Here is a 15,363-nt window from a genome sequence, read left to right as displayed (position 1 = left end):
TCTCCTTCCTTGTGGGAACGTGGGTATGCGCCGTCCCGCCCGGCGCTGCTCGTGGCAGGCCGGGGCAGGCAGGGCGTGAAACGCGGTGCTCTGAATCGACGGGTCGGATCAATGGGGTCAGACCCCATTGATCTTCAGCCGGGGATGATGGCGATGGTCTTGCGCGCCTTGGTTGCGAGCGGGGCGCTGGGCGGGCGGCGGTGGCGGAAATCCTCGAGCAGGGCAGCCTGGCGCTTGCGGGCGCTGGCGAGGTAGCGCTCGCGCACGTGGCCATAGCCACGGATCTGGTCGGGGATGGCAGCCAGCTCGATCGCCGCTTCGTGGTTGCTGTGATCGAGGTTCGTGATGATCTCCTCAACCACGCCCTCGTAGTCGGCAATCAGCTCGCGGTCGAGCCTACGATCGTGGCTGCGGGCGAAGGGGTCGAGCATCGAGCCACGCAGGTGACGGAACTTCGCCAGCGTTCCCATCGCTTTGAGCATCCAGGGGCCGTAGGCCTTCTTCTTCAATTCGCCGGTCTGCGGGTCCTTGTCCGCCAGGGTGGGCGGGGCGAGGTGGAAGACGAGCGTGTAGTCGCCCTCGAACTGCTCCTCCACGCGCTTGAGGAAGTCGGTCGCGGTGTACAGGCGCGCGACCTCGTACTCATCCTTGTAGGCAAGCAGCTTGTGGTAGCCCCGCGCGACCGCCTCGGTCAGCAGGGTGATGCCGGGCGCGAGCTTCGCTTCCGCGGCACGCACGCGCTCGACCAGCTTCGCGTAGCGCTTGGCGTAGGCGGCGTTCTGGTAGTCCGTGAGCTGGGCCTTGCGGCGGACGATCACCTCGTCGACGCTGGTCGAGAGCTTGTGGTGTTCCGGCGTGCCGAACTGCGGCTTGGCCGCCTCAATCACCGCCTTCAGATCCAACGCCGCGCGCCGGCCCCACAGGAACGCAGCCTTGTTGGCCTCGACCGCGGCGCCGTTGATCTCGATCGCACGCTCGATCGCCTGCCGCGACAACGGCACCAGGCCGCGCTGCCAGGCATAGCCGAGCATGAACAGGTTGGTGGCGATCGAGTCGCCGAGCAGGTCGGTGGCGATGCGGGTGGCGTCGAGGAACTCGGCCTTGTCCGCACCGACCGCATCGACGATCTGCGCTTCCATCGAGGCCGCCGGGAACTGCGGGTCCGGGTTGGCGCTGACGTTGCCGCTGCGCGCCTGGGCGGCGAAACCGCGCACGAACTCGCTGGTGTTGGTCTGGTCGCGGTTGATGACGACGCGGGTGAGGCCGTGCTGCATCTTGGCGAGCGACTCGTCGCTGGCCGCCACCACCAGGTCGCAGCCGATCACCGCGTTGGCCTCGCCGGCGGCGACGCGCGCGGCATGGAGCAATTCCTGGCGGTCGGCGATGCGCACATGCGACCACACCGCGCCACCCTTCTGCGCCAGGCCCGCCATGTCGAGCACCGAGATGCCCTTGCCTTCGAGGTGGGCGGCCATGCCCAGCAGCGCGCCGATCGTCACCACGCCGGTGCCGCCAACGCCGGTGATCAGGATGCCCCAGGGCGCGGAGGTGGACGGCAGCTGCGGCTCGGGGAGTTCGCCCGCAAGACGGCCGCCGAGTGCGCGCGCGCCGCTGGCTTTGCCCTTTCTCAGCTTGCCGCCCTCTATGGTGACGAAGCTCGGGCAAAAGCCCTTCACGCAGGAATAGTCCTTGTTGCACGAGCTCTGGTCGATGAAGCGCTTGCGGCCGAATTCGGTCTCCACCGCGCCCACCGACATGCAGTTCGACTTGTCGCTGCAGTCGCCGCAGCCTTCGCACACATGGTCGTTGATGACCACGCGCTTGGCCGGGTCGGGGAACTTGCCGCGCTTGCGGCGGCGGCGCTTCTCGGCGGCACAGGTCTGGTCGTAGATGATTGCGGTCACCCCCGGCACCGTGCGCAGTTCACGCTGCACGGCATCGAGTTCGTCGCGGTGGCGCACGCCGACGCCGTGCGGCAGGTCGGCCGGACCATAGGCGCGCGGCGTGCCGTCATTGACCACCACCACGGTGCCCACGCCCTCGGCAAGCAGCTGGCGGGCGATGATCGGTACCGACAGCGTGCCGTCGTGCGGCTGGCCGCCGGTCATCGCCACCGCGTCGTTGTAGAGGATCTTGTAGGTGATGTTCACCTTCGCCGCCACCGCCGCGCGGATGGCGAGGATGCCCGAGTGCATGTAGGTGCCGTCGCCGAGGTTGGCGAAGACGTGCGGGGTATCGGTGAAGGGCGCCTGGCCAATCCAGGGCACGCCCTCCCCACCCATCTGGCAGAAGGTCTGGGTGTGCTCGGGCGACAGCCAGGTCGCCATGTAGTGGCAGCCGATGCCGGCGATGGCGCGCGAGCCCTCGGGCACCTTGGTCGAGGTGTTGTGCGGGCAGCCGGAACAATAGTGCGGCACGCGCGCAATCGACAGCCGCGGCCGCGCGAGCGCCGCCTCCTTGGCCTCGATGAAGGCGAGCCGTGCCTTGATGCGGTCCGAGGTGTGGAAGCGCGCGATGCGCGCGGCGATAGCGCGCGCAATCATCGCCGGCGTCAGCTCGCCGGCGGCGGGCAACAACCAGTCAGCATGCGGCAGCGCCCACTCGCCCTTCTCGTCGAACTTGCCGATCACGCGCGGGCGCACCTCGTCCTTCCAGTTGTAGAGCCCTTCCTTGAGCTGGTACTCGAGGAACTGGCGCTTCTCCTCGATCACCAGGATCTCATCCAATCCTTCGGCAAACTTGCGCACGCCTTCGGCCTCGAGCGGCCACACCATGCCGACCTTGTACAGGCGCAGGCCGATGGCGGCCGCCTTGGCTTCGTCGATGCCGAGGTCGTCGAGCGCCTGGCGCACGTCGAGGTAGCTCTTGCCGCTGGTGATGATGCCCAGCTTCGCGTTCGGGCTGTCGATGACGGTGCGGTTGAGCTGGTTGAGCCGGCAGTAGGCGAGCGCGGCGTAGAGCTTGTGGTGCAGCAGGCGCTTCTCCTGCACCAGCGGCGGGTCGGGCCAGCGCAGGTTCAGTCCGTCTTCCGGCAGGGGGAAGTCCTCGGCCGACGGAATCAGGGTCTGCACCTTGAACGGATCGACCTCCACCGAGGACGACGTCTCGACCGTGTCGGTGAGCGCCTTGAACGCAACCCAGCAGCCCGAGTAGCGCGACAGCGCGAAGCCGTGCAGGCCGTACTCCAGATACTCCTGGATGCCTGCCGGCGCCAGCACCGGCATCATCAGGCCCTTGAACACATGCTCGGTCTGGTGCGGCAGCGTGGACGACTTGGCGGCATGGTCGTCGCCGGCGATCACCAGCACGCCGCCGTGCTTCGACGTCCCTGCGGCGTTGGCGTGGCGAAACACGTCGCCGGTGCGATCCACGCCCGGCCCCTTGCCGTACCAGATCGAGAATACGCCGTCGTACTTGGCATTCGGGTCCAGGTTGACCTGTTGTGTGCCCCACACCGAGGTCGCGGCGAGGTCTTCGTTCAGCCCGGCCTGAAAGCGGATCTGCATCGGCTCGAGGAATTTCTTCGCCTTCCAGAACTCCTGGTCGACGTTGCCGAGCGGCGAGCCGCGATAGCCGGTGACGAAGCCGGCCGTGTTGAGTCCGGCGGCTTCGTCACGCATCTTCTGCATCATCGGCAGGCGCACCAGGGCCTGGATGCCGGTCATCCAGGCGCGGCCGGACTTGAGGGTGTATTTATCGTCGAGGCTGACGGGGGGCACGGTGTTCGACATGGTGGTGTGAACCGCCGCCGGAGAACACCTGCACGCGGGTGGCGCGCAGCGATCACAGGCAGGCGTTGTCTCCTTGGGTAGTGAGTTCTGTGGTTCGTCCGGTTTCCGCGGACAACGCATCGCATGCTACGGAGCGCGGAGGAAATAATTTTCCTGTTTTCGGCTGCGCAGCACCGAGATAAGAAAAACTATTCCACCCATCACACTTACTATTCGCCGCGTCCGACTACGGCCACCCCGCCAGCGGGCATGAAAAAAAGTACAAGGGCCATCTGGTTCGCAACCAGCTCACGTCTGCACCGCACAAACGGCAAGGGCGCGTCTACACTGCGGCCTTTTTTGCCCTCCGCGCCACGAGCGCCGACATGAATGAGGAGACTACCGTGATCCAATCCGCCACTTCCGGCCACGTGCGCCACCCCGCACGCCCCTTGGTGCGCCCTGCGCCGACCGCACGCAAGGAGTGCTGACATGAGCGCCACCACGCACGCCCAATGGTCGTCGCGGATGGGCTTCGTGCTCGCCGCCACCGGTTCCGCCGTCGGCCTCGGCAACATCTGGAAATTTCCCTACATGGTCGGGCAGAGCGGCGGCGCCGCCTTCGTCCTCGTTTACCTGCTGTGCATTGCACTGATCGGCGTGCCCATCCTGGTGTCGGAATGGATGATCGGCCGCCGCGGCCAGAAGAACCCGATCAACACCATGGCGCAGCTCGCGCAGCAGCACGGGCATACGCGCAACTGGGCGGTGGTCGGCATCGTCGGCGTGCTTGCGGCCTTCCTGATCCTGTCCTTCTACTCGGTGATCGGCGGCTGGGCGTTGGCCTACATCCGCGACGCCGCCACCGGTAGCTTCACCGGCCTGGACAAGGGTAGCGTTGGCGCGATCTTCGAAGGCTTCCTGGCCAGCCCCGCCGAGCTGCTGAGCTGGCACACCGTGTTCATGCTGCTCACCGTGATCATCGTGGCGATGGGCGTGTCGTCCGGCCTGGAGCGGGGCAGCAAGATCCTGATGCCGGCGCTGGCGCTGATCCTGGTTGTTATGGTCGGTTACGGCATGACGACTGGCGCGTTCGGCCAGGCCGTCGCCTATCTGTTCAACCCCGACTGGAGCAGGCTTGACGGCTCGGTGCTGCTCGCCGCGCTCGGACACGCCTTCTTCACCCTTTCGCTGGGCATGGGGATCATGATGGCCTACGGCTCCTACCTAGGCGAGGACGTGAATCTGCTGCGTACCGCGCGCACCGTGGTGATCATGGACACCGTGTTCGCGCTCTGCGCCGGCCTGGCGATCTTCCCGATCGTGTTCGCCAATGGCCTGGACCCCGCGGCCGGCCCCGGCCTGGTGTTCGTCACACTGCCGCTGGCCTTCGGCAACATGGGCGGTGGCCTGGTGCTGGGCAGCCTGTTCTTCCTGCTGCTGACCTTCGCCGCGCTGACCTCGTCGATCTCGCTACTGGAGCCGGTGGTCGAACTGCTCGAAGAGCGCACGCCAATGAATCGCGTCACCGCCACCGTAGTGGCCGGCGTGACGATCTGGGCGCTGGGCATCGCCGCGCTGCTGTCGTTCAACATCTGGGGTGACGTCAAGCTGTTCGGGCTCAACATCTTCGACCTGCTCGACTACGTCACCAGCAAGTTCATGCTGCCGCTGGCGGGCCTGGGCGCGATCGTGTTCGCGGCGTGGAAACTCGAGCAGGCGAGCGTGAAGCGCGAACTGCGCCTCGGTGACACAGGTTTCGCGTTGTGGACGGTGCTGGCGCGCTACGTAGCGCCGCTGGGCGTGCTCTACGTGTTCTGGAACAACCTGTAAGACCTCGCGCCTCACGGCGCGATCGAAGGAAACGGCCCTGCCCGCCTCACAGCGGCAGGGCCGTTTCGTTCTTGATCTCGCGCAGCGCCACCGCCGAGTGGGTGACGTCGATCTCGGGGATCTTGAGCAGGAAGTCGTGCATGAAGACCGAAAGCGCCTCCAGATTCGGCAGGTAGAGCTTGAGCAGGCAGTCGGTCTCGCCGAGCAGTTCGTAGCACTCGACCACCTCTTCGCAGGCCTTCACCACCTTCTCGAAGCGTTCGAGCACGTCGGCACTGTGCTGCTTCAGCTTGACCCTGACCCAGACGCAAGTGCCCAAGCCCACCTTCTGCCGGTCGACGAGCGCGACGTAGCCGCGGATCACACCCGCCTCCTCCATGTCGCGCACCCGCCGCCAGCACGGGGTGGGCGACATGCCGACCTTGTCGGCCAGCGCCTGGGTGCTCAGCGTGGAATCCTTCTGCAGCAAGGTCAGGATGTGGCGCTGCGCCGGGTCAAGTTTCATGGCGGGCTCAGAGCACCTTGAGCAGTTCGACCTCGAACACCAGGGTGGCGTTGGGCGGGATGACGCCGCCGGCGCCGCGCGCGCCATAGCCGAGCTCGGGCGGGATGGTGAGCTTGCGCTTGCCGCCTTCCTGCATGCCCTGCACGCCCTCGTCCCAGCCGCGGATCACGTGGCCGGCACCGAGCGGAAAGGCGAACGGGTCGTTGCGGTCCTTGCTCGAGTCGAACTTGCGCCCGTCCGTGAGCCAGCCGGTGTAATGCACCGAGACCATGCGGCCGGCAACGGCAGTGTCGCCGGTGCCGACTTCAAGTTCTTCGATGACGAGGCCGCTGGGGGTGGTCTGCTGGGTCATACCGTTCTCCTGTCTTGGGTGGAAGCGCGCATTCTACCCGCTGTACCACAGCCGCAGCGGCGGCGATCAGCCGGCGAAGCGCATGCGGTACTTGGCAACCTTGGGCGCGACGACATACTGGCAGTAGGGCTGATGACTGTTGTTGGCGTAGTAGTCGTGATGCTCGGGCTCCGCCGCCCAGAACATCGGCGCGGGCAGCACCTGCGTGACGATGGGCGCGGGAAACGCGCGCTCGCGGGTCAGCTCATCGATCAGGGCAAGCGCGCTGTCGCGCTGCGCATCGCGGGTGGTGAAGATCACCGAGCGGTACTGCGGACCGACGTCATTGCCCTGGCGGTCGGGCGTGGTGGGGTCGTGGATGGTGAAGAAGATCTCGAGCAGGCGCCTGTAGCTCACCACCGACGGATCGAAGTCGATCTTCACCACTTCGGCGTGGCCGGTGGTGCCGGTGCACACCTGGCGATAGCCGGGATCATCGACGTGGCCGCCACAGTAGCCGGGCACCACTTCCTCCACGCCATCGACGAGGTCGAAGACGGCTTCGAGGCACCAGAAGCAGCCACCGCCAAGGATGGCGGATTCCGTTGCTGCGTGTGATGTTTGCAGGCTCATCGGGTTCTCCTTGATCGTGTTGCCCCTTGGGAGCCGGCCAACGCACGAATGTTCCCGCCCGACTGCACCTCGCGCGGCTCCATGCGGAGCGAGCCGACAGGCCTTCAGCGGAACGAGAAGCCGTACTGCAGGTCGAGGGCCGTGTCAGTGCCACCGCGCGCGATCACCGACATGCGGCGCGAGAGCTGGTAGGTGAGCTTCACCAGGGTCGCCGCACCGCCCAGGCTCTGCTCGAAGGACAGGAACAGGTCCGGGCCGAGGCGCTTGCCCAGGCTGAGCACCTGCCCCGCCACCGAGGGGCCGCTGGCCACCGTCGACCCGCTCCCGACCACCCGGCTCGAGGCAGCACGGCTGGTGCTGTTGAGCTCGCCCTGGCCGAAGGAAAAGGAATCGAAGCCGAGGCTGCGCGACAGTTCCTCGGTCATGCCACCGCCCGGACCGCCGAGTAAGCCGGCCGCCGCCGGCAGCAGCAGGCCGAGATCGGCGCCCGAGCCGGCGTCCGGTGCGCGCCCGAGCACGATCCACGACAGCTTGGCGGGGTCGGGCACGTTGGGCTCGGACACGAGGCGGATCTGCGGGCGCTTTGCGCTGCCGGTGACAGACACGCCCGCCTCCACCTCCAGGCCCTTGCGCAGCGCAACGATGTTGAGACCCGGCGCATCCAGCGGCCCCTGAAAGTTGATCAGGCCGCGCTCGATGGTGAGGTTCTGCCCGTAACCTCGAAAGCCGCCGCCTACCGTAGAGATCGTGCCCACCGCCGACAGCGGCCGCCCCGGTTGCAGGCGGATGCGCAGGTCACCCGCAAGCCGGGTCTCCAGTCCCATTGCCGACAGGTAGAGCGCATCGCCCAATCCCACGCGCACGTCGGCATCCACCGTGAAGGCACCGCCGCCCTCGGCCGGGGCTTCGCCCTTGAGCACGATCACGTCATCCGACAGGCTGGGCGGCAGCGATTCGGCGAACTCGATGTAGCCGGCGTCCGCACGGAAGCCGGCGTCGAGCACCAGCGAGGTCCAGGTGCTGCGCGCACTGCCCTCACCCGAGACCAGCATCCAGCGATCATCGCGCTGCAGCAGCGGCAGACGGTCGGCATCGAAGCGGAAGTTGCCTGCGCCACTGGCAAGCACCACCTCGCCGCGCGCCGTGAAGCGTCCCGGCGTGGCGGTGAGCCGCTCGAAGGGAATGCGGTTCTCCGGCGGGCGCACACGGTTGTCGGAGACGAACTCGAGCCGCTCCAGGCGCACGCGCTCGTCGTCGAAGTCGAGATCGAGCTCGCCGCCGGCGAGGATCAGGCCCTGATCGATGAGGGTGAAGGCGAGCTCGCGGCCCTCGACGCGCCCGCTCGCGCTCGGCGCCTCGAGCGTGCCCCCAAGGGTGAACTCACCGGCGATGCGGCCGGCGGTCTCGACATTCTCACGCGCCAGGCGGCCGAGCCAGGTGATCGAGGGCATATCCAGCCGGGCAGCACCGCTCAGCGCGGTCGCGGGCGGCACGCTCCACATGCCGTCGGCGTCGCGTCGTGCACGCAAACCGGCCTCGGCCTGCACGCTGCCGAACTCGCGCCCCCGTGCATCGAGCGTCACGCGCAGCCGGTCGCCTTGCGCACGCAACACGGCCTCGAGCCCCTCCAGCCCGAGCCGGGTGCGGATCTCGCCTTCGACGCTGAGATCGCCGGACTCGCGGAACACGCGCGCCTCGCCTTCGAGCGTCTTCCCGACCGCCAGATCCCACTTCGCGCCGAGCGTGAGCGGGTCGGCGTTGCGGCGCGGGCGGCCGTCCGCGCGCGGCGGGCGCAGGTCGAGCGCCAGCCCGGCCAGCTCGCCACGCAGCACGCTGCGCGTGGGCGACCAGGTGGTTTCCTGAAGGCGGATGCGGCCCTTCTGCCCCGCGTCGATATTCGCTGCACCGAGGCTGACGCGGTCGGCAGCCAGGGACAACGGTGCCGGGGCGAGCAGCCTGGCCGCAAAGCGCCCGGCGGTCTCGAGCGCGGCCAGCTCTCCGCGCCAGCGCGGCGCATCGCCCTCGAGCACGCCTCCCTGGAGCACGAGGCGCAGGGTGTCGGCGACCTCGTCCTGCTCCGGGGTCTGCGCGCTGAGTTCGAACCTGTGCTGCGCACGCGAGCCCTCGGCCGCGACTTGCGCGCCCGCCAGCCAGTCGGGCTGCGCCTTGCCGTTCGCGCCGGGGCTCGCGGGGCCGAACCCGGACAGGCCCAGCGCGAGCGCGAAGGGTCCGTCGATGCCGCGCTCGAGGCGGACGCTGCCGTTGACGCCGTCCAGCGCCACGTCGCCGGGCAACACCAGCTTCTCGCCGAAGAACTGCAGCTGGCCGTTGGGCGCCTCGACCGTCCCGCCCACCTGCCCTTCGGCACCCAGCCTGCCGGCGAGCTCGAGGCCGAGCGCCTTGCCGAGCCGGGACAGCGCCGGCGCATCGAGGCGCAGCGAGAGCGTGTCCGCCGCCCCCCCGAGTGCCCCTTGGGCGGCCAGCGTGTTGCCCGCCGCGTCGAGACGCACGCGCAGTTCGGGCAAGCGCTCGCCCTGCAGCCGCACCCGGCCCTCGCCGCTCAGCGGCAAGCCCTCGAGCACGCTGTCCGGGATCGTGAAATCGAGCGCGGCGACCTTCGGCAGGCCTTCGGCGGGCAGCTCGGCCTCGGCCACGAGATCGAGATCGAGGCGCGCCCTGGGCGCCTCGGGTAGAACGGCGCGCGGATCAAAGCCACGGATACGGGCGTCCACCCGGGCGACGCGCAGCGCCGGGAGCGTCGCCGCCTGGCCCGGCGTCTGGCCAGTCTCCGCGGCCTCGTCGTTCGTCTGCCCGGCTGACGGCCCGCTTGCCGCGAGCGCCTCGAGCGCGGCCTCGGCGTCGATGCGCGCGGCGCCCACGTCGAGTCCGATCCGCGCGCTCTGGCGGTCAGCATCGGCCTCGGCATCGACGCGGCCGGCGACGATCTGGCGCGGCAGCCGGGTATCAAGCGCCTGCGTGTCGATGCCGGCCAGGGCCAGCGCCGCGACCACCCGGCCAAAACCGTTCGGATCATCCCCATCGCTCGGCGGCGCCCAGGCGAGGCTGCCGTCGATACGCCCCTCGCCGGGCAGGCGGATGGCGAGCGCGTCGAGCGCGATCCGACCGACGCGCCAGTCGAGCACACCTTCGAAATGCTGCAGCGGAATGCCCCCCGCGTCGGCCGCCGCCGGGAGGCGGTTGTCGAGGCGAAGCGGGCCGGTAAGCAGGCCTTCGCCGTCGGCGGGCGCCGCGAGCTCGGCCACGAGCCCCAAGGCAGCCGTGGGTGCACCGTCGACGAAGGCGGCCGGGTCGAGTTCGCCCGCTTCGAGGTGCAGGCGGCGCAGGGGATTCGGCGCGAAGCTCTCGGCCGCAGCCTCGAGTCGCACCTGCAGGCCGTCGGAGCTCGCTTCGGCGCGCAGTTGCGGCTCGAGCAAGGAGTTGCCGAGCGTGACCGACACCGACAGCGGTCGCGACTCGATGACGCCCTCGAAGCCACCCTCGCCTTCCAGCTTGAAAGGCGAGGCGCCGGCCAATGCCAGCGCCAGCCTCGCCCTGCCCTGCGGCACATCGACGACGAGCTCGCGCAGGTGGTGCAGCCTGCCATCGCTGTCGAGCGCAGCCTCGAGCCCGGTGAAGATCAGCCCCTGCTCGGCCGCCACCTCGGTGGTCGCCTCCGCAGCCTGGGCGGGGTCGGAGGCTGCGTCGGCGGCGCGTTCCAGGGTTTCGGCGGCCTGCTCGAGCACACCCTCAGGCGCGCCGGGCGCGGGCAATTCGTGCATCGCGAACACGCCGATGGCGAGGCGCGCGATCTCGACCGCGAGCGGGATCTCGAGCGAGCCCGGCGGCTGCGGCGGCGGAGACGCAGGCTCATCTTCGGCGACGACCTGGCCCAGATCAACGCGCGCGACGCTCAGCACGTCGACCTGCAGCCGGCGCGACAACAGCGCCGAGGGCTGCCAGACGAGCGTAAAGTCCCTCAGCCCGAGCTCAAGCGCCGGCGAGCGATAGTCGAGCCGCTCGATGTCCAGGCGGCCGAGCACACGGCCGCGCGCGCCCTGCACCTGCAGCGCGCCAGCGGTGACGCGCTGCGCCAGCGCGATCGCTGCGTCCAGGCCCGACTGCGTACCCAGCAGCCACGCCGCAGCACCGATCACGAGCGCGACCGGCAGCGCCACAGCCCAGCCCAGCGCCTTCAGCACGCCACGGCCACGCGACCGCACCGGGCTCGGGCTGGTCGCGGGCTGTGCGGGATTCGCTGCGTCGTCGCCCATGGGCGTCCGTCAGCCGCCGAACAAGGCCTGCAACTCCAGACCCGGGTCGGGCGCGCGCATGAAGGCTTCGCCGACGAGGAATGTATGCACGTCGTGGCTGCGCATCAACGCGACGTCCTGCGGCTGCAGGATGCCCGACTCGGTGACCACGACGCGCCCGCCTGGGCCGCTGGCGATGCGCGGCAGCAGGTCGAGCGTGGCCTGCAGCGAGACCTCGAAGCTGCGCAGGTTGCGGTTGTTGATACCGATCAGCGGCGTCTGCAGCTGCAGGGCCTGGTCGAGCTCGGCGCCATCATGCACCTCGACCAGCACCGCCATGCCGAGCGCGATCGCGAGCAGCTCCATGTCGCGCATCTGCGCGAGATCGAGGCAGGCCGCGATGAGCAGGATGGCGTCGGCACCCATCGCCCGGGCCTCGAACACCTGGTAGGGATCGATCATGAAGTCCTTGCGCAGCACCGGCAGCCTGCACGCAGCGCGGGCTTGCTGCAAGTAGGCGGGGTCACCCTGGAAGAACTGGCGGTCGGTAAGCACCGACAGGCAGGCGGCGCCAGCGCGCTCGTACGCGGCGGCGATCTCGGCGGGGTGGAAGTCGGCGCGGATGACACCCTTGGACGGACTGGCCTTCTTGATCTCGGCGATGACCGCAGGGCGGCCGGCCGCATGCTTCGCGCGGATCGCGGCGACGAAATCGCGCGCCGGCGCCGCCGCCTCCGCCTGCGCACGCAGCGCGGGCTGGGGCAGCTCGGCGCGCGCGGCGGCGACCTCCTGCTCCTTGACGGCACAGATCTTCTGCAGGATGTCGCTCATTTGCCGCTCCGGAACTGCTGGGTGAAGCGCACGAACGCGTCGAGCCTGGCCCGCGCGGCGCCGCTCTCGATGGTCTCGCGAGCACGCAGGATGCCGGCGCCGATGGTATCCACCAGGTTGGCGGTGTACAGCGCCACGCCGGCGTTGAAGACGACGATCTCGCGTGCAGGCCCGGTCTGGTTGTCGAGCACGCCCAGCAGCACCGCGCGCGACTCTGCGGCGTCCTCGACGCGCAGGTTGCGGCTGCCCGCCATGGCGAGGCCGAAATCCTCGGGGTGAATCTCGTACTCGGTGACCTTGTTGTCCTTGAGCTCGCCGACCAGCGTGGTACCGCCGAGGCTGACCTCGTCCATGCCGTCCAGGCCATGCACCACCAATACGTGGTTGGCGCCAAGGCGCTGCATGACGCGCGCCTGGATGCCGACGAGGTCGGGGTGGAACACACCCATCAAGGTATTGGGGGCACTGGCCGGATTGGTTAGCGGGCCCAGGATGTTGAAGATCGTGCGCACGCCCATCTCGCGCCGCACCGGAGCGACGTTCTTCATCGCCGCGTGATGCGCCGGGGCATACATGAAGCCGATGCCGGTCGCCTCGATGCACTCGGCGATCTGCTGCGGCGTGAGGTCCAGGTTGACGCCGAGCGCCTCGAGCACGTCGGCCGCGCCCGATTTGGACGAAACGCTGCGCCCGCCGTGTTTGGCCACACGCGCACCGGCCGCGGCAGCAACGAAGATGGTGGCCGTGGAGATGTTGAAGGTGTGTGCGCCATCCCCCCCCGTCCCGACCACGTCCAGGAAGTGATCGTGCGGCGGCTGCACGACGACCTTGGTCGACAGCTCGCGCATCACGGTGGCTGCGGCGGTGATCTCGCCGATGGTTTCCTTCTTGACCCGCAGCCCGGTGAGGATGGCCGCGGTCATCAGCGGCGAGATCTCGCCGGCCATGATCTGTCGCATCAGCGACAGCATCTCGTCGTAGAAAATCTCGCGGTGCTCGATCGTGCGTTGCAGGGCTTGCTGGGCAGTAATCGTGGTCATGATGGTCTCGCAGCGAGGTCTCAGGCGGCGGCCGGCAGGCGTGCGCCGCGGTCGAGGAAGTTCTTCAGCAGCGCGTGTCCGCACTCGGTGAGGATGGATTCGGGGTGGAACTGCACACCCTCGATGTCGAGTGTCCTGTGGCGCACACCCATGATCTCATCGTCGTCGGTCCAGGCGGTCACTTCCAGACAGTCGGGCAGCGTCGAGCGTTCAATCGCAAGGGAGTGATAGCGCGTGCAGGTCAGCGGATTGGGCAGACCGCGGAACACGCCGGCATCCTTGTGATGCACGGGTGAGGTCTTGCCGTGCATCAGCTTCTGCGCGTGCACGATGCGCCCGCCGAAGGCGGCACCGATGCTCTGGTGGCCAAGGCACACGCCAAGGATGGGGAGCTTGCCGGCGAAGGCCTTGATGGCCGGAACCGAGATGCCGGCCTCGGCCGGCGAGCATGGCCCGGGCGAAATGACGAGGTGATCCGGCGCGAGGCGCTCGATCTGTTCAAGGGTGATCTCGTCGTTGCGGAACACCTTCACCCTGGCGCCCAGTTCGCCGAAATACTGCACGAGGTTGTAGGTGAAGCTGTCGTAGTTGTCGATCATCAGCAGCATGGTCTTCCCTTCGCGAAGGCCGGCGGAGTGGGCCGGCTTCGTAAGCATTCAGGTTACACAGGCGCGGGGCGCGCCAGAGCACTCAGGCCCGGGTGTCCAGCCCGCCTTCGGCCATCTCGGCGGCGCGCAGCATTGCACGCGCCTTGCTCTGCGTTTCCTGCCATTCGGCTTCGGGGTCGGAGTCGGCGACGATGCCCGCGCCGGCCTGGACGTGGATCTGCCCGTCCTTGACGACCGCGGTACGGATCGCGATCGCGATGTCCATGTCGCCATGAAAGCCGAGATAGCCAACCGAACCCGCATAGATGCCGCGCTTGACCGGCTCCAGTTCATCGATGATCTCCATCGCCCGCACCTTCGGCGCGCCCGACACGGTCCCGGCGGGGAAGGTAGCGCGCAGCACGGCGAGCGCATCGAGCCCCTCCTTGAGCTTGCCCTCGACATTGGAGACGATGTGCATCACGTGCGAGTAGCGCTCGATGGTGAAGCGCTCGGTGACCTTGACCGAGCCGATCTCGGATACGCGCCCGGCGTCGTTGCGGCCAAGGTCGAGCAACTGCACGTGCTCGGCAATTTCCTTCTGGTCGGCGAGCAACTCCTTTTCCAGCGCGAGATCCTCGGCCACCGTGGCGCCGCGCTTGCGCGTGCCGGCGATCGGGCGCACGGTGACGACGTCGTCCTCAAGCCGGGTCAGGATCTCGGGCGAGGCGCCGACGACGTGGAAGTCCTCGAAGTTGAAATAGAACATGTAGGGCGAAGGATTGAGCGAGCGGATGGCGCGGTACAGCGCCATCGGACTGGCGGCGTAGGGCTTGCTCATGCGCTGCGACAACACGACCTGCATCACGTCGCCGTCGACGATGTACTGCTTGGCGCGGCGCACCGCGTCCTTGAAGCCTTCTTCGCCGAAGCTCGACACCGCGGGCGCGGACTCGGCTCGGATCTCCTCGGGAATCTGCACCGGCGCCCGCAACCGGGCGAGCAACTCGCGCAGACGCTTCTGGGCGCGCTTGTACGCACCGGGCACCTCCGGCTCTGCGTACACGACGAGCGTGAGCTTGCCGCTGAGGTTGTCGACGATGGCGACCTCCTCGGACAGCAGCAGCAGGATGTCGGGAGTGCCCAGCGTATCGGTCTTCTCGGTCTTCGCCAGCTTGGGCTCGATGTAGCGCACCGTGTCGTAGCCGAAGCAGCCCACGAGCCCGCCGGCGAAGCGCGGCAAATGCTCGCGTGGCGGCACCTTGATGCGGTTCATGAACTCGGCGACGAAGTTGAGCGGATCGCCGTAGTCGCGGCGCTCGACCAGGCGGTTGCCGGTGAGCAGCAGCGCCGAGCGGCCATAGACCTCGATGCGCGTGGGCGACGAGAGCCCGATGAAGGAGTAACGGCCGAAACGCTCCCCTCCCTGCACCGACTCGAGCAGGTAGGTGTAGGGCTCGTTGGCGAGCTTCAGGTAGATGGAGAGCGGGGTATCGAGATCGGCGAAGGTCTCGAGGGTGAGCGGAATGCGGTTGTAGCCCTCGGCGGCGAGGGCGTTGAACTCGTGTTCGAGCATGGGGGCTCCACGTGGATCGTTTGAATCGGAAGGGCTTGCAGCAGGCGGGGCAGGGATGCGGCGGATG

The 15,363-nt window shown here is 68.3% G+C and carries 10 protein-coding genes; 1 reads left to right on the top strand and 9 read right to left on the bottom strand.

The window, feature by feature from the left end:
* Window positions 1-134: 134 nt before the first annotated feature.
* Window positions 135-3,731: an indolepyruvate ferredoxin oxidoreductase family protein gene (locus tag ACUH78_RS07995; RefSeq protein ID WP_445333155.1), complete on the bottom strand. Its 3,597-nt coding sequence runs from the start codon at window positions 3,729-3,731 to the stop codon at window positions 135-137.
* A 471-nt stretch (window positions 3,732-4,202) separates the two neighbouring features.
* On the opposite strand from ACUH78_RS07995, the gene ACUH78_RS07990 reads away from it, so the two are divergent.
* Window positions 4,203-5,543, top strand: a complete 1,341-nt coding sequence (locus tag ACUH78_RS07990; protein WP_418365145.1) for a sodium-dependent transporter — start codon at window positions 4,203-4,205, stop codon at window positions 5,541-5,543.
* 46 nt (window positions 5,544-5,589) lie between these two features.
* Here ACUH78_RS07990 and ACUH78_RS07985 read toward each other — a convergent pair whose 3' ends face one another.
* From ACUH78_RS07985 to trpE, 8 genes are all read right to left on the bottom strand, one after another.
* On the bottom strand, window positions 5,590-6,048 hold the full coding sequence (locus tag ACUH78_RS07985; RefSeq protein WP_418365146.1) for an Lrp/AsnC family transcriptional regulator: 459 nt from the start codon (window positions 6,046-6,048) through the stop codon (window positions 5,590-5,592).
* Between the two features lie 7 nt (window positions 6,049-6,055).
* Window positions 6,056-6,400: an FKBP-type peptidyl-prolyl cis-trans isomerase gene (locus ACUH78_RS07980; RefSeq protein ID WP_435750488.1), complete on the bottom strand. Its 345-nt coding sequence runs from the start codon at window positions 6,398-6,400 to the stop codon at window positions 6,056-6,058.
* 66 nt (window positions 6,401-6,466) lie between these two features.
* On the bottom strand, window positions 6,467-7,012 hold the full coding sequence (gene msrA, locus ACUH78_RS07975) for a peptide-methionine (S)-S-oxide reductase MsrA (protein WP_418365148.1): 546 nt from the start codon (window positions 7,010-7,012) through the stop codon (window positions 6,467-6,469).
* A 104-nt stretch (window positions 7,013-7,116) separates the two neighbouring features.
* Complete coding sequence (locus ACUH78_RS07970; RefSeq protein WP_445333156.1) at window positions 7,117-11,283, bottom strand: translocation/assembly module TamB domain-containing protein; 4,167 nt, start codon at window positions 11,281-11,283, stop codon at window positions 7,117-7,119.
* 9 nt (window positions 11,284-11,292) lie between these two features.
* On the bottom strand, window positions 11,293-12,093 hold the full coding sequence (gene trpC, locus ACUH78_RS07965; RefSeq protein WP_445333157.1) for an indole-3-glycerol phosphate synthase TrpC: 801 nt from the start codon (window positions 12,091-12,093) through the stop codon (window positions 11,293-11,295).
* Window positions 12,090-13,133, bottom strand: coding sequence for an anthranilate phosphoribosyltransferase (gene trpD / locus ACUH78_RS07960; protein WP_418365151.1), 1,044 nt, complete (start codon window positions 13,131-13,133; stop codon window positions 12,090-12,092). The genes trpC and trpD overlap by 4 nt, the downstream gene beginning before the upstream one ends.
* A gap of 20 nt (window positions 13,134-13,153) precedes the next feature.
* Window positions 13,154-13,741: an aminodeoxychorismate/anthranilate synthase component II gene (locus ACUH78_RS07955; protein WP_418365236.1), complete on the bottom strand. Its 588-nt coding sequence runs from the start codon at window positions 13,739-13,741 to the stop codon at window positions 13,154-13,156.
* A gap of 82 nt (window positions 13,742-13,823) precedes the next feature.
* Window positions 13,824-15,296, bottom strand: a complete 1,473-nt coding sequence (trpE, locus tag ACUH78_RS07950) for an anthranilate synthase component I (RefSeq protein ID WP_418365152.1) — start codon at window positions 15,294-15,296, stop codon at window positions 13,824-13,826.
* Between the last annotated feature and the right edge of the window lie 67 nt (window positions 15,297-15,363).

The organism is Thauera sp. ZXT1-4, assembly GCF_052598215.2.
Note: the sequence above shows the minus strand (reverse complement) of the source record. Positions and strands in the feature narration are given on the sequence as shown.